At 61.7% G+C, this 19,942-nt stretch carries 17 protein-coding genes; 6 read left to right on the forward strand and 11 right to left on the reverse strand.

All coding sequences use genetic code 11. The annotated features are described in order from the left end of the window. From ACXR0M_RS26970 to ACXR0M_RS27015, 10 genes are all read right to left on the reverse strand, one after another. Positions 1–402: calcium-binding protein (locus tag ACXR0M_RS26970; protein ID WP_458834655.1), on the reverse strand; the 402-nt coding region annotated here is incomplete at its 3' end. Positions 403–617: 215 nt separating this feature from the next. Further along, positions 618–4,211: a glycosyltransferase gene (locus tag ACXR0M_RS26975; protein WP_458834656.1), complete on the reverse strand. Its 3,594-nt coding sequence runs from the start codon at positions 4,209–4,211 to the stop codon at positions 618–620. Between the two features lie 110 nt (positions 4,212–4,321). Further along, positions 4,322–5,893 carry a flagellar hook-associated protein 3 gene (locus tag ACXR0M_RS26980; protein ID WP_458834657.1) on the reverse strand — a complete coding sequence of 524 codons (1,572 nt, stop codon included), beginning with the start codon at positions 5,891–5,893 and terminating at the stop codon, positions 4,322–4,324. Between the two features lie 13 nt (positions 5,894–5,906). Beyond that, positions 5,907–7,952 (reverse strand): flagellar hook-associated protein FlgK, encoded by a 2,046-nt coding sequence (flgK, locus tag ACXR0M_RS26985; protein ID WP_458834658.1) that lies wholly within the window; start codon positions 7,950–7,952, stop codon positions 5,907–5,909. A 21-nt stretch (positions 7,953–7,973) separates the two neighbouring features. Further along, a complete protein-coding gene (flgJ, locus tag ACXR0M_RS26990) occupies positions 7,974–9,257 on the reverse strand; it encodes a flagellar assembly peptidoglycan hydrolase FlgJ (RefSeq protein ID WP_458834659.1) in 1,284 nt (427 codons plus the stop codon). Between the two features lie 11 nt (positions 9,258–9,268). Beyond that, on the reverse strand, positions 9,269–10,357 hold the full coding sequence (locus tag ACXR0M_RS26995) for a flagellar basal body P-ring protein FlgI (RefSeq protein ID WP_150113624.1): 1,089 nt from the start codon (positions 10,355–10,357) through the stop codon (positions 9,269–9,271). A gap of 27 nt (positions 10,358–10,384) precedes the next feature. Next, on the reverse strand, positions 10,385–11,080 hold the full coding sequence (gene flgH, locus ACXR0M_RS27000; RefSeq protein ID WP_027613958.1) for a flagellar basal body L-ring protein FlgH: 696 nt from the start codon (positions 11,078–11,080) through the stop codon (positions 10,385–10,387). Positions 11,081–11,132: 52 nt separating this feature from the next. Next, positions 11,133–11,918 (reverse strand): flagellar basal-body rod protein FlgG, encoded by a 786-nt coding sequence (gene flgG / locus ACXR0M_RS27005; RefSeq protein ID WP_458834660.1) that lies wholly within the window; start codon positions 11,916–11,918, stop codon positions 11,133–11,135. A 45-nt stretch (positions 11,919–11,963) separates the two neighbouring features. After that, positions 11,964–12,704 (reverse strand): flagellar basal body rod protein FlgF, encoded by a 741-nt coding sequence (locus ACXR0M_RS27010; protein ID WP_007965507.1) that lies wholly within the window; start codon positions 12,702–12,704, stop codon positions 11,964–11,966. A gap of 357 nt (positions 12,705–13,061) precedes the next feature. Next, on the reverse strand, positions 13,062–14,624 hold the full coding sequence (locus ACXR0M_RS27015; RefSeq protein WP_458834661.1) for a sigma-54-dependent transcriptional regulator: 1,563 nt from the start codon (positions 14,622–14,624) through the stop codon (positions 13,062–13,064). A 410-nt stretch (positions 14,625–15,034) separates the two neighbouring features. Here ACXR0M_RS27015 and phhA point away from each other — a divergent pair, with 410 nt between their 5' ends. From phhA to ACXR0M_RS27045, 6 genes are all read left to right on the forward strand, one after another. Next, the gene (phhA, locus tag ACXR0M_RS27020; RefSeq protein ID WP_458834662.1) at positions 15,035–15,826 is read left to right on the forward strand and encodes a phenylalanine 4-monooxygenase; all 792 of its coding nucleotides are present in this window, start codon (positions 15,035–15,037) and stop codon (positions 15,824–15,826) included. Between the two features lie 118 nt (positions 15,827–15,944). Next, positions 15,945–16,301 carry a 4a-hydroxytetrahydrobiopterin dehydratase gene (locus ACXR0M_RS27025; protein ID WP_003222798.1) on the forward strand — a complete coding sequence of 119 codons (357 nt, stop codon included), beginning with the start codon at positions 15,945–15,947 and terminating at the stop codon, positions 16,299–16,301. Beyond that, a complete protein-coding gene (locus ACXR0M_RS27030; protein WP_458834663.1) occupies positions 16,301–17,494 on the forward strand; it encodes an amino acid aminotransferase in 1,194 nt (397 codons plus the stop codon). The genes ACXR0M_RS27025 and ACXR0M_RS27030 overlap by 1 nt, the downstream gene beginning before the upstream one ends. 315 nt (positions 17,495–17,809) lie before the next feature. After that, positions 17,810–17,941 (forward strand): hypothetical protein, encoded by a 132-nt coding sequence (locus ACXR0M_RS27035; protein ID WP_458834664.1) that lies wholly within the window; start codon positions 17,810–17,812, stop codon positions 17,939–17,941. Positions 17,942–18,010: 69 nt separating this feature from the next. Beyond that, the gene (locus ACXR0M_RS27040) at positions 18,011–18,193 is read left to right on the forward strand and encodes a hypothetical protein (RefSeq protein ID WP_038364048.1); all 183 of its coding nucleotides are present in this window, start codon (positions 18,011–18,013) and stop codon (positions 18,191–18,193) included. Between the two features lie 103 nt (positions 18,194–18,296). Then, positions 18,297–19,496: an MFS transporter gene (locus ACXR0M_RS27045; RefSeq protein ID WP_458834665.1), complete on the forward strand. Its 1,200-nt coding sequence runs from the start codon at positions 18,297–18,299 to the stop codon at positions 19,494–19,496. Here the strand turns inward: ACXR0M_RS27045 and arfB are convergent. Then, complete coding sequence (arfB, locus tag ACXR0M_RS27050) at positions 19,493–19,906, reverse strand: alternative ribosome rescue aminoacyl-tRNA hydrolase ArfB (RefSeq protein ID WP_095050152.1); 414 nt, start codon at positions 19,904–19,906, stop codon at positions 19,493–19,495. The genes ACXR0M_RS27045 and arfB overlap by 4 nt on opposite strands. Positions 19,907–19,942: the final 36 nt, after the last annotated feature.

A 19,942-nucleotide genomic window follows, 5' to 3' on the forward strand; every position in this document is an offset into this window, starting at 1 on the left:
GCCGCCACCGGCCTGCTCGATGATGGTCGGTGTTACGCCGGTGCTGATGTAGTAAATATCATCGCCCGCACCGCCCTCCAGGCGAATGGCAGTACCCCGAGCATCCGTGCCGGAAGTCAGGACATCATTGAATGCCGAACCGATCACGCCTTCGATATTGGTCAGGGTGTCCCCTTCGGCATCCCCGCCGTGCCCGACCAACCCGACACCCAGACGGACATCGACGATAACGCCTTCGGCGGAAGCGGAATAATCAACCGTATCGACGCCGCCGCCACCATCGATCTTGTCCGCCCCGGCACTGCCCTTGATCACGTCGTTGCCACCCAGGGCATTGATCTCATCATCCCCACTGGTACCGGTCAGCGTATCCGCGCCGTTCGTTCCGTTTATAACTGCCATTACTTCTTCCTTGCCTTGTTATGAACCGGTCCTGGCTTGCGTGGCGATCACCTGCCGCCACAGCCCACTGATAAATCGGGAATACGTTGATATCGACAGGAAAAAACCAAAGCTTTAATTCGCGCGAGCATTTGTCGGCATTAAATGTAAACAGGCACTTCACAGCCGAAAAAAAAGCGACCCTCAGGTCGCCTTTCTTGGTAGTCGAGTGCGGCTCAGTCCGCCAGCCAGCCGTTTTCCCAGTACCGCAGGTTGTCACCGCGCAGCACGTAGTCGCGCAGCACCACTTCGCGCAGCTGATCGCCCATGCGATAGCTGGCGTCCGGGTCGGCCAGGTGCATACGGATCGCCTGCAGCCATTCATCGGTGGTGTTGCTCTTGACCCGGGTACACGGCAGGTAGCCGCGGTAGGCTTCGGTGTCGGTGCAGACCACCGGGTAACCGCAGGCGCCGTACTCCAGCAGGCGCAGGTTGCTCTTGCAGTCGTTGAAGATGTGAAACTCCAGCGGCGCCAGCGCGAGGTCGAGGTTCAGGCTCGCCAGTTTCGCCGGGTAAACCTCCAACGGAATGACCCCGTGGAACTCATGCATGTACGGGCGCAGGTCATCCGGGCACATGCCGAAGAACACCCAGTCGACTTCATTGGCCAGTTCGCGCACGACATCGGCGATCACTGCCAGATCACCGTGGTGACTGGTACCGCCGCCCCAGCCGACGCGCGGTTTTTTCGAGGTGCGGCGCTGGCTGCGCAGGTCAGTCCACAAGTGGCGCGCGAGCATATTGGGGACGACGCGAATGTCGTGATGCATGTCCGACAAGGCATTGGCCAATGGCTGGGTCGATACCACCACGCGATCACACAGACTGATCGCGCTGCGCACCATTCGCTCCATTTCCTGCTTGTTCGGCATGTTGCGGATGTGCGCGTTGCGATGCGGCACGTCGATCACATAATCATCGAGTTCGAAAATGCGCCGGGCATGGCAGAAATTCTTCAGCGGCGGAATTTCATCGATGGCACCTTGCGAATAACGCCCTTGCAGGACAATCACGTCCGGGGACTGACGCTCGATATCAATGATTGACGGCAGGCCATAGCAAATCCGCCCTTCGGCGCGATTGGCCGCTTCCAGTTCGATCAGTGGCTGGCTCATGCGGTAGTGACCGATGGCCGAGGCATTGATCGGCACGGCAAGCACATTCGGCAACTGCGAGCGGGAAAACGCGCTCCAGCCGGTACGCAGGCCCGGCTCCAGGCTGAAGCTGGTCGCGCCAACCCCCTGCAGCGACAGATTGACGTTGAACGCCGGATCCCGGGCAATACGTGGCAGCCAGCGCTTGTAGAACGTTTCCTGTTCCTGCAACTGCAGCTGCTCCTCTTCTGCCGTGGCGGCCACACTGGGGCGCGCGCCCAGCGCCAGCAAGGCATAAGGGGTCCACACCACCAGATAACCTTCCTGGCCGATGCGCAGGCACAGGTCGACGACATTCAGCGCCTGCTTCAGCGCTTGCTCATCGAGCCCGGCAACAGCCTCATAAACCGCCTTGCGCACCATCAGGCAGTCGCCACCCACGGCACTCAGGTCATGGGCTGCTTGCAGCCTGAACATGTAGCCATCGGACTGCAGCGGCTGACCATAGAACGGCAACCCCACCGCGCCCTGCAGACCCAGAATCAGACCAGCGTGGAGCACGCAGCCATCGGGATTGAACAGCTTGGCGCCGACCACACCGACTTCCGGACGCTGTGCATGATTGAGCAGCTCGTCGAGCCAGTCGGCGTGGGTGATCACCGCAAACGAATTGAGCAGCAGCACGTACTCGCCACGCGCCTGCCCTACCGCAAAATTATGCAGCGCTGCCGCGTTACCCTGTTGCGGATAGCTCAGAACGCGAATCCGCTCACCACCCAATTGCCCCATGCCGTCGAGCCAGGCGCGCGCTTCGGCGCTTTCACTGCCGTTGTCGACCAGCAACAGTTCGTATTCGGAGTAAGCGGTCTTTTCCAGCAGTGTTTCGACGCAACGCTGCAAGGCCGCCGTCTGATCCTTGGTCACAATAATGATCGACACCAGCGGACGCCGGGCATGCTGATAGTCAACGCGGTTGAGCAACTCGGAACTGCCGCGGCGGATGCCATGGGCCACACCCAAGCGTTTGAGGTGGGCCTCGAGTACCCGCGGGTTCTGCTCGATGACCGCCGGGGCGGCAAGCCACGCGGACAGATCGAATGGCGATTGCAGCAGCACTTCAGCGACATGCCCGACGACCTGCGTACCGTCGCTCTCGACCATGCGCCACAGCACGTCATGCGCGGCCAGCTCGGTGAACGTCGCGTCGAACCCGCCCAGCGCCAGAAAGCGTTCACGCTTGAACGCCAGCGCCCGCCCGACATAGGGGTAACTGCGCAGCAGGTCGAGGTTGAAATCCGGTTTGAACGCCGGTTCTGCCGATTCGCCGTTGCGCAGGCTGCCTTCATCGCTGTACACGCACGTCAACGCCGGGGCATGGGCAATGCGCTCGGCCATGATCAACAGCGCCGGCACTACCGGCCGATCGCCGGCCTGCAACAGGTAGAACCAGTCGGCCCCTTCCAGTTGCGGCAACAATGCGTTGATCTGCTCCAGCCCGTCGTCCTGCAACGGCATGCGGAACACCCGGCCATCGAGCTCCGCCTCGGAACAGGCAGCGGACAGCACCAGGATCAGTTCCGGCAGATAATCCTGCGCAGCAAGCGCCTCCAGCGTGCGCTCGACGCCGTCGCGACTGCCCTCGCGATCGATGACGATCGGGACAATGCGCGGCTGATGCGACCAACCGGCCAGGGTCTCCGGCAGCTGCGTGCGCTGCCCCTCGGTGAGCACCCGACACTCAAGCCACTGCGCATACAGTTCGGCAAAACTCCAGCTGTCGATACCGACACACCACTCCTGGCGACTCTGCTTGGTGCCGAGCGTGCGGCTCAGCGGCAGTTCCTCCCAGACTCGCGGCGTTTCGTCTGCCTTGGTCAGCGGGATGTAACGAACCCAACCCGGTGCGGGTGCCGATTCACCGCTGCGCGCCTTGAGCATTTGCAGAATCCACTCGCGCTCGACTTCCACCGCATCCTTCATCGACTGTTGGGCGCTCAGGCGCTCCGGGTACAGTCGCTCGGCACTGAGCACATTGTTGGACACCGCCACGTTGCCGCGCCGCATCAGGCAGACGAACAACGCGAAATCCAGGGTCGCGACAAAACAGTGGCCTGGCTGGGTCAACGCCGGCAACAACTCGGCAAGATCTTCGCGGCGGAACAGCGCATTGGTGAAGCCGCCCAACACATTGACCGGAAACTTTTCAAAGATGCCCAGCAGGTCATCGCCCTTGAACAAGCCACTGAGCGGCGACAGTGACGTGTTTTCCAGACGTGCCGGAAGGATGATGTCGTCGGCGTCCCAGAACAGACGCTGAGCCAGCACCAGCCGGACTTCCTCACGCAGCATTTCCTGCGCTTGCTGCTCGATACAGGCCGCGTAGAGGTGGTCGTCGTCGCACAGGAACTTGATGAATTGGCCCTGCGCCTGTTCCAGGCAGACCTTGAGATTGCCGACCATGCCCAGGGTGCGCGGATTGCGTACGTAACGCACGGCGACGCCAGACTGCTCGACCACCGCCGCGACAATGCCTTCAATCTCGCTGCCACGACTGTCGTCGCAGACAATGATTTCAAGTGCGCCATACGTCTGGCTCACCGCACTGTTCAAGGTCCGCTCGAAGAAGCGCGGATTGAAGGCGGGAATGACCAGACTGACGAGGGGAAGTGGATTCACGGCGGGCTCACAGGCGGTACGAGCCCGCTCGGGAAAGCGAGCCCATGAAACCGCGAAAAAACATTAACTGAAGGGACGAAACAAACGGGCGCCTGCGCGCCCGCCCAACGTCAGATCTTGTTGAACAGACCCAACTGACTGATCTTGCTGAACGCCAGTTGCGAGGCTTGCAGCATGGTCTGCTGCAAAGTCAGGCGGGTCATCACCTCGGCCGGATCCGAATCACGGATCGAACCCTGGGTCGTGGTGTTGGCCTGGATCAGGCTCTGGTTGGTGGTGTCCTGATCATCCAGCGACTGCCCGCGCGCACCGATCGAGGTCACCGCAGCGCCAATCTGGTTGGAGGCGCTGTCGAGGTTACCCAGCGCCGACTCCATGGCCCCCTGAAATTGCTGCTTGACCACCGGATTGCCATCGACCGGCAGGTTCAGCGCCGTGACCATCTGGCCCAGCGTGTCGAGCACGTTCTGGGTCTGGTGATTGTTGGACTGGATCGAGAACTGATCGCCCGCACCCGGCGTGCCGCCGATGGCGAAGGTCACCCCGGCGGCCGTGGCATTGCCGCCGACCATGGTGCCCGACGAGACTGGCTTGCTGTCAGCTGTAACCGGTGCCGCGTACAGATCGAAATCGGTGGCGCTGGTGAATTTGAGCACGGCACCGCCGCCCGACGGGAAGGCCGCGCTGTAAGCGGCCTGGTTGGTCACGCTGGAACCGGTGATGACCGCGGTCGACGGATTGCCCGGGCTGCGCGCGGTGGTGAACGAGTCCGGCGTGGCCGCCAGCTGGAAGCTGTGACCGGCGATGACCGCGTCCGGGTTGGTGTCGCCGGCCTTGAGGTTGATGTTCAACTTCATGTCGACGCCACGGAAGCTGACGGTCTGGTTGGCCCCGTTACTGTTGCTGATCAGGCCGTTCTGGCTGGCCTCGGACGTCACGTCGTTGCCCAGCGCATCAGTGATTTTCAACTGCGTGCTGCTGAGAAAGCTGACGGTGTACGGCTGGCCGCCCGTGAACTTGGCGTTGTAGGTCGCCGCGGTGCCGACCGTCCCGTTGGACAGCACCACACGACCGTCATCCACCGCCGGAGCGGTCATGGTGGTCTGAGTGCGGCTGGTGTTGATGGTCTGCTGGAAGGCGTCCCACCCGGTGGTGTTGGTCGCCACCGACATGCCGTCGCCAATGCCCAGGTTGATCTGGGTCTGGTCACCGTTGTAGGTGTAGGTGCCGTCGACGTTTTGCGAGTACGGCGCGGTATCGGTCTTTGAGCCGGAGAACATGTAGTTGCCGTTGGCATCCTTGGAGTTCATCAGGCCCAGCACTTGTTGCTGGATCTGGCCCAGTTCCGCGGCGTAAGCCTTGCGGTTATCGTCAGTGGCGATACCGTTGTTGGCCGCCAGACCGATTTCCTTGGCGCGCTGCAAGGCTGCGGTAATCGAGTTGAGCGTCGACTCCTGCACGGTCAGCGCGCTTTTGGTGGTATCGATGTTGCCTTGATACTGGTCGAGCATCGCACTTTGCTGACCCAGCTTGAGCAGGCGACCGGCACCGACCGGATCGTCGGCCGCGGTGTTGATGCGCTGCAGGCTGCTCGCTTCGTTGGCGGTCGCGACCGTCTTGCTGTAATTGCGCTGATATTGAGCAGCTTGCGTCGCGTAATACTGGGCGGTGGAAATGCGCATGAATTACGACTCCTTAAAGACTGTTGATCAGCGTGGCGAAAGTTTCCTGCGCAGCTTTGATGATCTGCGAAGACGCTGTGTAGTACTGCTGATACTTGACCAGGTTGCCGGTCTCTTCATCGAGGTTGACCTGAGACAACGAGTCGCGCGCGTCCTTGGCCTGATCGAGGATCACCGTGGTGGCAGCGTTGTCGGACTTGCTCTGCGCGGCCTTGGTACCGACGTTGGTCACCAGCTTGTTGTAGGCGTCGGTCAGGCTGATGCCTTTGCTGCCGGTGCCGGTGTCCACGGCCTGTTTGGTCTGCACACCGACCAGCGCCTGCGCGTTGCGGTTATCCGAAGACGCCGCGCCGGTCAGGTTGATCGTGAAGGTTTCGCCGGCCTTCGGCGTCGCGCCCACGGTGGTCTGTACGGTGAACGTCTTCTGTACGTTCGGCGTGACCGAGGTGTCCATCACCGGCGCACCGGTGGAATCGAGCATGCCGACCTTGAGGTTCAAGGTGTTGGCCTGGCCCGGCACGATGGTGCCCGAGCCGATGCTGTTGCCCTTGGCGTCGACCATGCTGTACGACTGGCTGCCGCTGGTGACCGCGCCGAACACCAGTTTCACCGGCGTCGAATATTTGAGCGCACTCTGCAGCTCGGCCTGCGCGGCCGGGTTGTAGATATTGATGGTGTCGGTCAGCGTCGGCTGGGTGTAAGTGCCGGCGTTGTTGCCACTGGCCACACCGGTCAACGGGGCGGCGGCGGCGACTTTCTTCGGATCGGTCAATACCGTCTGAATGGTGGTGGCCGCGTTACGGGTCGGCGTCACCTTGAACGTGTCGCCAGCGCTCAGGGCACCGCCGTTGAGGGCCAGGGTGAAGCCGTCGATCACCGGTGGCGGGTTGGTGGTGGTGCTGAACGCGCCCATAGCGGTGCCGTCTGAACGCTTGACCGTGTAATTGGTGGCGCTGGTGAAGGTCACCTGATAATCGCTGGTGGTCAGCTTGCCGGTGTCCTTGATGGTGACATCGAGGTTGCCGGAACCTGCGCTGTTGGTCGACTGCGCAATGCTGCGCTGGCTGACCAGTGCGGCGCTGTTGATGTTGTTGAAGATCGCCGCGCCGAAGTCACCGTTCTTGTCGATGCCCTGGGCTTGCTGGCTGTTGACCTGATCGGCCACCACCAGTGCGACACGCCCCAACTCATTGAGCGAAGGGTCGAGCACTTCCTTGCGGTAAGTCAGCAGACCACCGATCTCGCCACCGCTCATGGCCGAGGTGATGTCGATCACGCTCGAGCCACGGTCCAGCTGAACCGCCATGCGCGTCGGATCGTCTTTGCTTGGCACAGTGCTCAGGGTGTTGGTGGTGTTGCCGATCACCAGCGGTTGGCCGGTGCCGATGTACACGTCGAAACTGGTGCCACGTTCAACGACCTGCGCACCGGTCAGCTCGGACAGCTGGCGCACTGCTTCGTTACGGCTGTCGAGCAGGTCGTTCGGCTGGCCGCCGCTGGTGGAAATCTCGCCGATCTTCTGGTTCAGCGTGGCGATCGAGGTGGCCAGCTTATTCACCTGGGACGTCATGTCGCCCAGGTTGCCGTTGATCGTCGTGTTCTGGTCGTTCAGCTGTTTGGCCAGCGCATTGAAGCGGCTGGTCAGGGCCTGCGCGCCGGTCAGTACCGACTGACGTGAGGTGTCGTCGGTGGCCGAGGTCGCCACGCCCTGCATCGAGGTAAAGAATTTCTGCAGCACACCGGTCAGGCCGGTATTGGTGTCGGACAGCGAGGCATCCAGCCCGGTCGCCTGAGCACCGTAGGCAGCCGCTTCGCTATCGAGCGAGGTCGCGGTGCGCAGCTGGTTTTCCAGGTACGAGTTGTAGACCCGGCGCACGTCGGCCAGGCTCGTACCGGTGCCGATAAAGACATTGCCAAACTGCTGCGAGGCCTTGGTGGTCTGTACGGTTTGCTGGCGTGAATAACCGGCGGTGTCAACGTTGGCAATGTTGTTGCCTGTGGTCGCCAGAGAGGACGAACTCGCGGACAACCCCGACATCCCGATATTGAGCAAACTCATGATTCAAACCTTACCGTGTGTTTATAGAGGCGTCGTTGAAACGCCGGCCGCAGCGTAGTTCTGGTTAACGTCCATCTGCTTGGCAATCTGCGAAATCTTCGTCGCGTAGTGCGGGTCGGTCGCGTAACCGGCCTTTTGCAGCTCGCGTACAAACTGTTCTGGGTTATCGGCCGACTTCACCACATCTTGATAGCGATTGTTGGTCTGCAGCAAAGTCACCAGATCGTGGAAACTGTCCTTGTACGAGGCATAGGAACGGAACTGCGCCGTCTCCTTGACCATCTGCCCGTTGCGGAACTCGCTGGTGATCGCCCGGGCCGAATCACCGGTCCAGTTGCTGCTGGCCTTGATGCCGAACAGGTTATGACTGCTGCTGCCATCCTGGGCACGCATGACCGATTTGCCCCAACCGGTTTCCAGCGCGGCCTGCGCCACCAGATAACGCGGATCGACGCCAATCCGCGCGGCGGCTTCCTTGGCCATCGGCAGCATGGTGTTGACGAATTCGTCGGCGGAGCTGAACGCGCGCTTGGCCGGCGCCAGCGGAATCTGCGCCATCGCCCGGCCGTAGACCTGCATCTGCCCGCCAGACGCCTTGGCGTCTTCGGCGCGGGACAGCCAGTCGCCGTTGTACAGCGGACCGGCGCCGCTGGCAGCGGTGGTCGCGGTGCGTTGTGGCAAGGCAGTCGCAGCGGTCGGCGTGGCGGACGGCACCAGACCGGCGAGCAGACGATCAGCCAGTTTCGGCGGCAGCGCCAGACGACGCTGGTTGATCAACTGCATGTCATTGGCATGGGTCAGCTGCGTGCTCGGCGCATGCACCGAACGCGAGGCCCACAACGGGCGCTCGCCATTGAGCCGTGACAGCGGACCGGTACCGGTGGTGCCGGCGGCAATCGGCGTCTGCACCGCCGCGGCTTTTGCCGCATCCTGCTTGGCAGCGGACGCGGCCGCCGCCTCTTCCGGCGCCAGCGGTTTGTTCTTCGACATCTGTTTCATCAGCACGTCGGCCAGGCCGATGCCACCGCCTTCGCGAGACAACGACACCGCCAGTTGCTGGTCGTACATTTCCTGATACTGCTTGGCGGCCGGGGTGTTCATCGGGTTGTCTTTGCCCAACGCCTCGGTGGCCGAACGCATCGACTTGAGCATTTCCCCGAGGAACAGCGATTCGAATTCCTGCGCCACTTTGCGCATGTTCCCATCGCTGTTCTTGTCGCCGACCTTGAGTTGGTTCAGGCGATTGAGGTCGGAGTACGAACCCGAATCGCCAGTGCCCGCCAGACCGCTTTTGCGCATATCCATGGTCGTCGGCCTCAGATCACGATCAGGTCGGCTTGCAACGCGCCGGCCTGCTTCAGTGCTTCGAGAATCGCCATCAAGTCACCCGGCGCCGCGCCGACCTGGTTCACCGCCCGCACAATCTCGTCGAGGGTGGTGCCCGGACCGAACTTGAACATCGGCTTGGCTTCCTGCTGGGCATTGACCCGCGAACGCGGTACCACGGCGGTCTGGCCGTTGGACAACGGCCCCGGCTGGCTGACGATCGGGTCTTCGGTGATGGTCACGGTCAGGCTGCCGTGGGTCACGGCGGCCGGCGAAACTTTGACGTTCTGGCCGATGACGATGGTGCCGGTGCGCGAGTTGATGATGACTTTCGCCACCGCCTGACCCGGATCGACTTCAAGGTTTTCCAGAATCGACAGGTAGTCGACGCGCTGGCTTGGATCGAGCGGCGCGGTGACGCGGATCGAGCCGCCGTCGATGGCTTGCGCCACGCCAGGGCCGAGCATGTCGTTGATCTTGTCGACGATGCGCTTGGCGGTGGTGAAGTCGGAACGGTTGAGGTTCAGCGTCAGGCTGTTGCCTTGGTTGAAACCGCTCGGCACCGAACGCTCGACCGACGCACCGCCGGGAATGCGACCGGCCGACGGAACGTTGACGGTGATCTTCGAACCGTCGCGCCCTTCGGCATCAAAACCACCCACCACCAGGTTGCCCTGGGCGATGGCGTAGACGTTGCCGTCGATACCCTTGAGCGGGGTCAGCAACAGCGTGCCGCCGCGCAGGCTCTTGGAGTTACCGATCGAGGACACGGTGATGTCGACCTGCTGACCCGGTTTGGCGAACGCCGGCAGATCGGCACTCACCGACACAGCCGCGACGTTTTTCAACTGCACGTTGCCCGATCCCGGCGGCACCTTGATGCCGAACTGCGAGAGCATGTTGTTGAAGGTCTGCAGGGTGAACGGGGTTTGCGTCGTCTGGTCGCCGGTGCCGTTAAGCCCGACCACCAGGCCGTAACCGATCAACTGGTTGGAACGCACGCCGGAAATGCTGGCGATGTCTTTCAGCCGCTCGGCGTGGGCACCAAAGGCAGCGGACATCATGGCCGCCGCCAGCATGAAGCTTTTCAGATTCAACGTAGCCACCTAGAAAGGGAACAGCGGGCTGAGGAAGAAACGGTCGAACCAGCCTGGCTGACTCGCATCGGCAAACGAACCGGTGCCCGAGTAGGTGATGCGCGCATCGGCGACACGGGTCGACGACACAGTGTTGTCGGTGGCGATGTCATCGGCACGCACCAGACCTGCAATCCGCACCAGCTCGTCGCCGGTGTTGAGGGTCATCCACTTCTCGCCGCGCACGGCGATGATGCCGTTGGGCAGCACGTCAGCCACGGTCACGGTGATCGAACCGGTCAGGGTGTTGCCCTGCGCCGCCTTGCTGTCGCCCTTGGTCGCACGGTCGCCGCTGTAGCCGACGTCGAGGCTCAGGTCGTTACCGCCCAACGGGTTGTTGGTGGTACCGCTGCCGCCGAACAACGACGTCAGGCCGATGCCGGTCTTGCTGTTCTTGGCCACTTGCGAGTTGGCGTTTTTGCTCGCCTGGGTCTTCTCGTTCAGGGTGATGGTGATGATGTCACCGACCCGGAACGCCTTGCGGTCGCTGTACAGGTTCTGCTCGAAGCCGGCCTGATAGATCGAGCCGTTATTGGCGGCCGACGGCAACGGCGTGCGCGGCAACACCGGGGCGTAGTAAGGGTCGTTGGGCTTGGGCGTCGGTGCGACGCAGCCCGCGAGCGAGACGACCCCACCCAATGCCAGAACAGATACGAAGCGTTTCATGACCCTACCTCACGGTGTTGCTGGCGACCGCGTGGCCGCCCCATAGACTTGATTACAGATTCTGCGTTACGAACGAGAGCATCTGGTCGGCGGTGGAGATCACCTTGGAGTTCATCTCGTAAGCGCGCTGAGTGGTGATCATGTTGACCATTTCTTCAACGGTGCTGACGTTGGAGCTTTCCAGAGTGTTCTGCAGCGTGGTACCGAAACCGTTGAGGCCCGGGGTGCCGATTTGCGGCGCGCCGGAAGCAGCAGTTTCCAGGAACAGGTTGTTGCCGACCGCTTGCAGACCGGCCGGGTTGATGAAATCGGCGGTTTGCAGGTTGCCGATCACTTGAGCGGCCGGGTTGCCTGGCACGGTGATCGACACGGTGCCGTCGGTGCCGACGGTGAAGCTCTGGGCGTTGTTCGGAATGACGATGGCCGGTTCCAGGGCGAAACCGCTGGCGTTGACGATCTGGCCGTTGGAGTCGAGGTGGAAAGTACCGTCACGGGTGTAGGACGTGGTGCCGTCTGGTTGCAGGATCTGGAAGAAACCGCGGCCGTTGATGGCCATGTCCAGTGGCTGCTCGGTGGTTTGCAGGCTGCCGGCGGTGAAGTTTTTCTGGGTGCCGACAATGCGCACACCGGTACCCACTTGCAGACCCGACGGCAGCTCGCTGTCCTGGGTCGACTGGGCGCCTGGCTGGCGTTTGATCTGGTACAGCAGGTCCTGGAACTCGGCACGGTCACGTTTGAAACCCGTGGTCGAGACGTTCGCCAGGTTGTTGGAAATGGTGGTCAGGTTGGTGTCCTGGGCGGACAGACCGGTTTTGGCAACCCATAGAGCCGGAAGCATTCGATTCTCCTCGTGCGCCTGTTTTACGGCGCGACGTTCTGATAATTAGCTGATCTGCAAGACCCGAGCCATGGCCTGGTCGTCGTCTTTGGCGGTGTTCATCATCTTGACGTGCAACTCGAACTGCTTGGCCAGCGCCAGCACCGAGGTCATTTCTTCCACGGCGTTGACATTGCTCGACTCAAGGAAACCCGACACCAGTTTGACGTTGGCATCGGCCGGCGCCGGTTGGCCGTCCTTGGTGTAGATCGAGCCGTCGAGGCCTTTGTTGAGGTTCTTGATGTCCGGGTTGACCAGTTTGATCCGGTCGACTTCCGCCATGACGCGCGGGCCTTCGCCCATCGCACGAATACTGATGGTGCCGTCTTCGCCGACTTCGACCTGCTGCTCCGGCGGCACGGCAATCGGACCGCCGTTGCCCAGCACCGGCATGCCGTTGCCGGCGCGCAGGACGCCAAGGGCGTCGATGTTGAGGCTGCCGGTGCGCACGTAGCTTTCGCCGCCGTTAGGGTTCTGCACGGCGATAAAACCGTTGCCGGTCACGGCCACATCGAGATCACGCCCGGTCTGCACCAGCGAACCGGCGGTGAAGTCGGTGGCAGGCCGTTCGCTCATGGCAAACGCACGCGCCGGAAAGCTGTCACCAAACACCGGCATCGAACGCGCCTGCTCCAGGTCGCGCTGAAAACCATTGGTGGAGATGTTCGCCAGGTTGTTGGCATGGGCCTTTTGCGCCAGCGCGTTCTGACTGGCGCCGGTCATTGCCACATAAAGGTACTTGTCCACACTCTTTCCTCTGCATGCCGGACGTTTGCCGCCCACCGCTCTACTGCTCAGCCATAAGCAATTTGCAGACCAACTTTTTTCTGGCGGCTTGCGGCCCGGTAAACAAAGGACTTGAGGGGTTTTGCGGGGGAAAAGGAAATGTATCGAAGTCGAAAAACCGGCGGTGTCATGCCGCTTGGCGGCAATCGCGGTTTTTGAAGACCGGAAAAGAACCTGTGGCGAGGGGATTTATCCCCGATGGGTGGCGAAGCCGCCCCGATACAGATAAATGCAGTTCCCCTGATACATCAAGTTAAATGGCCTTGGGGCTGCTTCGCAGCCCATCGGGGATAAATCCCCTCGCCACAAGCTTTCTTCTTAGATCTCTGGATCCTTACCCACTTCATATTCGCGTAGCTTGTTGGCAATGGTCGTATGCGAAACCCCCAGCCGCTTACCCAACTGCCGACTGCTCGGGTGCTCGGAATACAGTCGCTCCAGCACCGCTTTCTCGAAGCGCCCGACGATCTCGTCCAGCCCGCCCTCCAGCGAGAAATCGCCAAGCGGCTGACGCACGCCGTAATCCGGCAGACGAATATGCTCCGCCTTGACGGTCCCGCCGTCGCACAGGGAAACCGCCTGAAACAACACGTTCTCCAGTTGCCGCACATTGCCCGGCCAGTGATAGTGACTGAGACGTTCCATCGCCGCCGGCGCCAGTTTCGGCAGCGAACAGCCAATCTGCCGGCTGGCCTGGTCGAGGAAGTGTTCGACCAGCGGGGCCAAACCATCGAGGCATTCGCGCAGCGGTGGGATGTGCAGCGACAGCACGTTCAAGCGGTGATACAGATCCTGCCGAAACTCGCCGCGTGCGCACAGCTCGGACAAGTCGACCTGAGTCGCGCAGATCACCCGCACATCCAGATACACCTCTTCATCGCTGCCGACCCGGCGGAAGCAGCCGTCCTGCAGAAAACGCAGCAGCTTCACCTGCAAGCGCGGGCTCATTTCGCCGACGCCATCAAGGAACAGCGTGCCGCCCGCCGTCAGTTCCAGCAGGCCAAGTTTGCCCTCGGCGCGCGCGCCCTCAAAGGCGCCGGGGCCGTAGCCGAACAGCTCGGTCTCGGCCATCGACTCCGGCAGCCCCGCGCAGTTGAGCGCCATCAACGGCGATTGCCCGCGCGGACTGGCGAGGTGACAGGCGCGCGCCAGCAACTCTTTACCGGTACCGGTTTCGCCTTCGATCAACAGCGGCGCATCCAGTGGCGCCATGCGCCGTGCTTCGCGCACCACCGCCGCCATCACCTTGGAACTCTGGAAGATGCTGTCGAAGCCGCGCAGCTCCTGTTTGCGTACGTTATAGATGCGCTCGCCGACGCGGTCGGCGCGGTGCAGGGTCAGCACCGCACCGGCCATCGCTTCGCTGTCGTCATGCTCCGACTGCAGCGGCGCGATGTCGGCAAGGAAGATGTCGCCCTTGACCTTGACCCGCATCCCGTTGATTCGCGACTTGTTGGCGCGCACCAGTTCCGGCAGGTCGAAATCCTCGGCGTAGCGCGACAACGGAATCCCCGGCACCTCGTCCACCCGCACCCCGAGCAGCTGCGCGGCGGCACGGTTGGCGGCGACGATCGAGCCGCCCATGTCGATCGACAGCACCGGAAACTCCAGCGCGCCGAGCAACGCGTTCAACTCCATATGCCTACGCTCGCTGGGCATCAGCCCGACGCGCTTGACGCCAAACACCCCGGCAATCGCCTCGAACTTCGGCCGCAGCGCCTGGAACTGAATGTTGATCAGGTTAGGGCAGTGCAGATAGATCGCATTGCCATGCTCGCCCCCGACCTCGCCGCGCGCGACGTTGATCCCGTATTCCACCAGCAGATTGAGGATGTCACGCAGAATGCCGATGCGGTTCTGGCAGTGGACTTTGATGCGCATATAAAAGACCCGACGATAAAAATGTAAGTGCCGGGCTCGCCCCCCTGTGGGAGCTGGCTTGCTCGCGAAAGCGGAGTGTCAGTCAACAAACAGGCTGCCTGATCCACCGCCTTCGCGAGCAAGCCCGCTCCCACAGGGGAAAGTGTCGGGCCCAGTTGCGGCGCACGGTCAGAGTTTTCTGCCGAGGTGCGCAAACAGTTGTCAAGATTATGTGACAGTCGCCGACCTTTTCAAACCTGCGAATCGCCGTGAATGCGCGATAACGCCAAAACCGTAACGATTATTTTACGAAATCCACGGAAATTTCCTACGCAGTCGTGTTTCAACCTACTGCACACCATCATCCTCTCGGGTAATCCTGAAGCCATCGCTGGACATAACAAGAACGAATCCCCTAGCAGGAGAGCAGTATGAAGCAGACGCAATACGTGGCCCGCGAGCCCGATGCGCAAGGTTTTATCGACTACCCCGCCGAAGAACACGCGGTGTGGAACACGCTGATCACCCGCCAGATGAAAGTGATCGAGGGTCGGGCGTGCCAGGAATACCTGGACGGTATCGAAAAACTCGGTCTGCCCCACGACCGCATCCCGCAATTAGGCGAGATCAACAAGGTGCTCGGTGAGACCACCGGTTGGCAGGTCGCCCGCGTGCCGGCGCTGATCCCCTTTCAGACCTTCTTCGAATTGCTCGCCAGCAAGCAGTTTCCGGTGGCCACGTTCATTCGCACCCGCGAAGAGCTGGACTACCTGCAAGAGCCGGACATTTTCCACGAGATCTTCGGCCACTGCCCGCTACTGACCAACCCGTGGTTCGCCGAATTCACCCACACCTACGGCAAGCTCGGCTTGCAGGCGACCAAGGAAGAGCGCGTGTACCTGGCGCGGCTGTACTGGATGACCATCGAGTTCGGCCTGGTCGACACCCCGCAAGGCAAGCGCATCTACGGCGGCGGCATCCTGTCCTCTCCGAAAGAAACCGTTTATTCGCTGTCGGACGAGCCCGAGCATCAGGCTTTCGATCCGCTGGAAGCCATGCGCACGCCGTATCGCATCGACATCCTGCAGCCGTTGTACTTTGTCCTGCCGAATCTCAAGCGCCTGTTCGACGTGGCCCAGGAAGACATCATGGGCATGGTCAGGCAAGGCATGCAGCTGGGGTTGCACGCACCGAAGTTTCCACCCAAGCCGAAAGCCGCGTGATCCGCGACTTTTGCTGACAATTGAGTCTGTCAGTCGCCGCCACTTTGGTTTAGCGTGACGGCATTGACCGCTCGATCATTTCTATAAGAAAAACACCTTCGATTTCAGGAATCACACCATGTCCACTTTGAACCAAGCCCACTGCGAAGCCTGCCGTGCCGATGCGCCACAAGTCAGCGACGAAGAGCTGCCGATCCTGATCAAGCAGATCCCTGACTGGAACATCGAAGTGCGCGACAGCATCATGCAGCTGGAGAAAGTTTTCCTGTTCAAGAACTTCAAACACGCGCTGGCATTCACCAACGCGGTCGGCGAGATCTCCGAGGCCGAAGGTCACCACCCGGGTCTGCTGACCGAATGGGGCAAAGTCACCGTGACCTGGTGGAGCCACTCGATCAAAGGCCTGCACCGCAACGACTTCATCATGGCCGCGCGCACTGACGAAGTGGCCAAGACCGCAGAAGGACGCAAGTAATGCACTTCGACGCCATCGGCCGGGTACCCGGCGACCCGATCCTCGGTTTGATGGAGGCCTATGCGCAGGACAGCAATCCGCGCAAGTTCGACCTCGGCGTTGGCGTCTACAAGGATGCCCAAGGCCTGACGCCGATCCCCGAAGCGGTGAAAATCGCCGAGGCGCGACTGGTCGAGAGCCAGGAAACCAAGACCTACATCGGTGGCCACGGCAATCCGCTGTTCGGCAAGCTCATCAATGAATTGGTGCTCGGCGCCGACTCAAAACTGATCGCCGAACAGCGCGCCGGCGCCACCCAGACACCGGGCGGCACCGGCGCCCTGCGTCTGGCTGCCGACTTCATCGCCCAATGCCTGCCGGGCAAGGGCGTGTGGCTGAGCAACCCGACCTGGCCGATCCACGAAACGATCTTCGCTGCGGCCGGGGTCAAGGTCAGTCACTACCCGTACGTGGGCAGCGACAACCGTCTCGACGTCGATGCGATGCTCGCCGTGCTCAACCAGGTGCCGCACGGCGATGTGGTGCTGCTGCATGCGTGCTGCCACAACCCGACCGGTTTCGACCTCAGCCATGACGACTGGCAGCGTGTGCTGGATGTGGTGCGTCGGCGTGACCTGCTGCCGCTGATCGACTTTGCCTACCAGGGCTTTGGCGATGGCCTGGAGCAGGACGCGTGGTCGACCCGCTTGTTCGCGGCCGAAGTGCCCGAGCTGATGATCACCAGCTCCTGCTCGAAGAACTTCGGCCTGTACCGCGACCGCACCGGGGCGCTGATTGTCTGCGCGAAAACCGCTGACAAGCTGATCGACATCCGCAGCCAACTGGCCAACATCGCCCGTAACCTGTGGTCGACCCCGCCGGATCATGGCGCGGCGGTGGTAGCAACCATTCTTGCCGACCCGGAGCTGAAAGCGCGCTGGGCCGACGAAGTGGAAGCCATGCGTCTGCGCATCGCTCAATTGCGCAGCGGTCTGGTCGAAGCGCTGGAGCCGCACGGTCTGCGCGAACGCTTTGCGCACATTGGCGTGCAACGCGGGATGTTCTCCTACACCGGGCTGTCGCCGGAGCAGGTCAAACAACTGCGGGAACAGCACAGCGTGTACATGGTCAGCTCGGGCCGGGCCAACGTCGCCGGCATCGATGCAACGCGCCTGGCACTGCTGGCCGAGGCGATTGCCAACGTCTGCAAATAAATCCCCGGTAGAAGTGTAATGCTGTTCACTTAACCCTGTGGCGAGGGGATTTATCCCCGATGGGCTGCGAAGCGGCCCTAAATCGTCAAAAGCGGCGACTGCTTCGCAGCCGGTCGGGGATAAATCCCCTCGCCACAAAGGCTCTCTCCCACATTTGTATCCTTGGTGATCTTCTGTTTGGTCCCCCATGCGGCCATCTGTCGCATTAATTTGAATCAAAAGCCTGTTTGTCATTTTTCCTGCTGTATCCTGCGCAGGCTTTGAAAAAGCGCGGATCTACCAGATCTGTCAACAGACTTAGCGAGGAGCGCAACCATGCACGAGATTCCCAATCTCCCCTTCCCAAGCCTGCACGTACCTGAGCAGACGACCACGCAACAAGCCGGCGCACAGCAACCCGAGCCGCAAGAAGCCGTTGACAGCCGCAAGGCCGACAGCGAAGAGTAAAACCCGCCGTACAGACCGTGTGGAAAGCGCTAAGATGCGCTTTCCACACTGCCTGAAACCGAGCCCGCCATGACCGACGAATTCTCCGAAAGCCAAGCCGCCGTGCTGATCGGCGCCACCGAGAAAATGATCGATATCTGGAATCGCCTCTCCCCTGAAAAACAGGCCGCCCTGCTCGCCCGTTTCGGCAGCGAAGAAAACGCCCTCGCGGCGCTGGTCACCACGCAGCTGGTCGCCCCGGCCAAATCCTGATTAACCCCTTCGGCAAATAGTTTTACTTTTGCCCACCTCAGCCGCGTCCGCACCGCTATCATAAGCAACCTGTCCAGTCCTGCTTTGCCGTGGATCGTTTCCCATGTCGTCCTCTCTGTCACCACCCCAGCGCCCTCTGGCGGTTACGCTGCAAGTCGTTTCCATCGTCCTCTTCACCTTTATCGGCTACCTGAACATCGGCATTCCACTGGCGGTACTGCCGGGCTATGTCCACAGCGATCTGGGCTTCGGTGCGGTCATCGCGGGGCTGGTGATCAGCGTGCAATACCTCGCGACCCTGCTCAGCCGCCCGTACGCCGGCAAGATCATCGACAATCAGGGCAGCAAACGCGCGGTGATGATCGGCCTCGCCGGTTGTGGCTTGAGCGGGGTGTTCATGCTGATTTCGGCGGGGACTCCGAACCTGCCGATGCTCAGCCTGATCAGCCTGTTGATCGGCCGACTGGTACTGGGCAGCGCAGAAAGCCTGGTCGGCTCTGGGTCAATTGGCTGGGGCATCGGCCGGGTTGGCGCGGCGAACACTGCCAAAGTGATCTCGTGGAACGGCATCGCCAGTTATGGCGCGCTGGCGGTCGGTGCGCCACTCGGGGTGTGGCTGGTCGGCCAGTTGGGGCTGTGGAGCATGGGTGTCAGCATCATCCTGCTGGCGGCGCTGGGCCTGTTGCTGGCGTGGCCGAAAACCGCGGCGCCGATTGTCAGCGGAGAACGCCTGCCGTTCATGCATGTGCTGGGTCGGGTGTTCCCGCATGGCTGCGGCCTGGCGCTGGGTTCGATCGGTTTCGGCACCATCGCCACGTTCATCACCCTGTATTACGCCACCCGACACTGGGACAACGCGGTGCTGTGCCTGAGCCTGTTCGGCGCCTGCTTCATCGGTGCGCGTCTGCTGTTCGGCAACCTGATCAACCGTCTCGGCGGCTTTCGTGTGGCGATTGCCTGCCTGTCAGTAGAAACCCTCGGCCTGTTGCTGCTGTGGCTGGCGCCGGATGCGCATTGGGCGCTGGCCGGTGCGGCGCTGAGCGGTTTCGGCTTCTCGCTGGTGTTCCCGGCGCTAGGCGTAGAGGCGGTGAATCTGGTGCCGGCCTCCAGCCGTGGCGCGGCGGTCGGCGCTTACTCACTGTTCATCGACTTGTCGCTGGGCATCACCGGGCCATTGGCCGGGGCGATCGCCGCCGGTTTCGGCTTTGCCTCAATCTTCCTGTTCGCCGCCCTCGCCTCGCTAAGCGGACTGGCATTGAGCCTTTACCTGTACAAGCACACGACCAAGTACCGCGAAGACTAGAAATCCACCTTGCCACGCCCGGCCTTGATACTGCCGCGCTTGGTCTTGGATTCGAGGCGGCGCTTTTTCGAACCGAGGGTTGGTTTGGTCGGCCGGCGCTTCTTTTCGACCTTGGTGGCGCTGAGGATCAGCTCGACCAGACGCTCCAGCGCATCGGCGCGATTGGCTTCCTGCGTGCGGTATTGCTGGGCCTTGATGATCAACACGCCGTCGCTGGTGATGCGGCTGTCACGCAGCGCCAACAGCCGCTCCTTGTAGAACTCGGGCAAGGACGAGGCCGGAATGTCGAAGCGCAGGTGCACGGCGCTGGAGACCTTGTTGACGTTCTGCCCACCGGCGCCTTGCGCGCGAATGGCGGTCAATTCGATCTCGGCATCCGGCAGATGCACGTTGTTGGAAATCACCAGCATGGAAAAGCGTCCGTATTCAGAACCTCGAGGATACCC

Source organism: Pseudomonas sp. Eth.TT006 (assembly GCF_054456575.1).

Excerpts from the sequence above, each read along its gene's own strand:
- ACXR0M_RS27040 (WP_038364048.1), top strand. The coding sequence starts at position 18,011 with ATGACCGACGAATTCTCCGAAAGCCAAGCCGCCGTGCTGATCGGCGCC.
- arfB (WP_095050152.1), bottom strand. The coding sequence starts at position 19,906 with ATGCTGGTGATTTCCAACAACGTGCATCTGCCGGATGCCGAGATCGAA.
- ACXR0M_RS27030 (WP_458834663.1), top strand. The coding sequence starts at position 16,301 with ATGCACTTCGACGCCATCGGCCGGGTACCCGGCGACCCGATCCTCGGT.
- phhA (WP_458834662.1), top strand. The coding sequence starts at position 15,035 with ATGAAGCAGACGCAATACGTGGCCCGCGAGCCCGATGCGCAAGGTTTT.
- flgK (WP_458834658.1), bottom strand. The coding sequence starts at position 7,952 with ATGAGTTTGCTCAATATCGGGATGTCGGGGTTGTCCGCGAGTTCGTCC.
- flgJ (WP_458834659.1), bottom strand. The coding sequence starts at position 9,257 with ATGGATATGCGCAAAAGCGGTCTGGCGGGCACTGGCGATTCGGGTTCG.
- ACXR0M_RS26980 (WP_458834657.1), bottom strand. The coding sequence starts at position 5,893 with ATGCGCATTTCCACCGCCCAGTATTACGCGACGCAAGCTGCTCAATAT.
- ACXR0M_RS27015 (WP_458834661.1), bottom strand. The coding sequence starts at position 14,624 with ATGCGCATCAAAGTCCACTGCCAGAACCGCATCGGCATTCTGCGTGAC.
- flgG (WP_458834660.1), bottom strand. The coding sequence starts at position 11,918 with ATGCTTCCGGCTCTATGGGTTGCCAAAACCGGTCTGTCCGCCCAGGAC.
- ACXR0M_RS26995 (WP_150113624.1), bottom strand. The coding sequence starts at position 10,357 with ATGCTGGCGGCGGCCATGATGTCCGCTGCCTTTGGTGCCCACGCCGAG.
- ACXR0M_RS27035 (WP_458834664.1), top strand. The coding sequence starts at position 17,810 with ATGCACGAGATTCCCAATCTCCCCTTCCCAAGCCTGCACGTACCTGAG.
- flgH (WP_027613958.1), bottom strand. The coding sequence starts at position 11,080 with ATGAAACGCTTCGTATCTGTTCTGGCATTGGGTGGGGTCGTCTCGCTC.
- ACXR0M_RS27025 (WP_003222798.1), top strand. The coding sequence starts at position 15,945 with ATGTCCACTTTGAACCAAGCCCACTGCGAAGCCTGCCGTGCCGATGCG.
- ACXR0M_RS27045 (WP_458834665.1), top strand. The coding sequence starts at position 18,297 with ATGTCGTCCTCTCTGTCACCACCCCAGCGCCCTCTGGCGGTTACGCTG.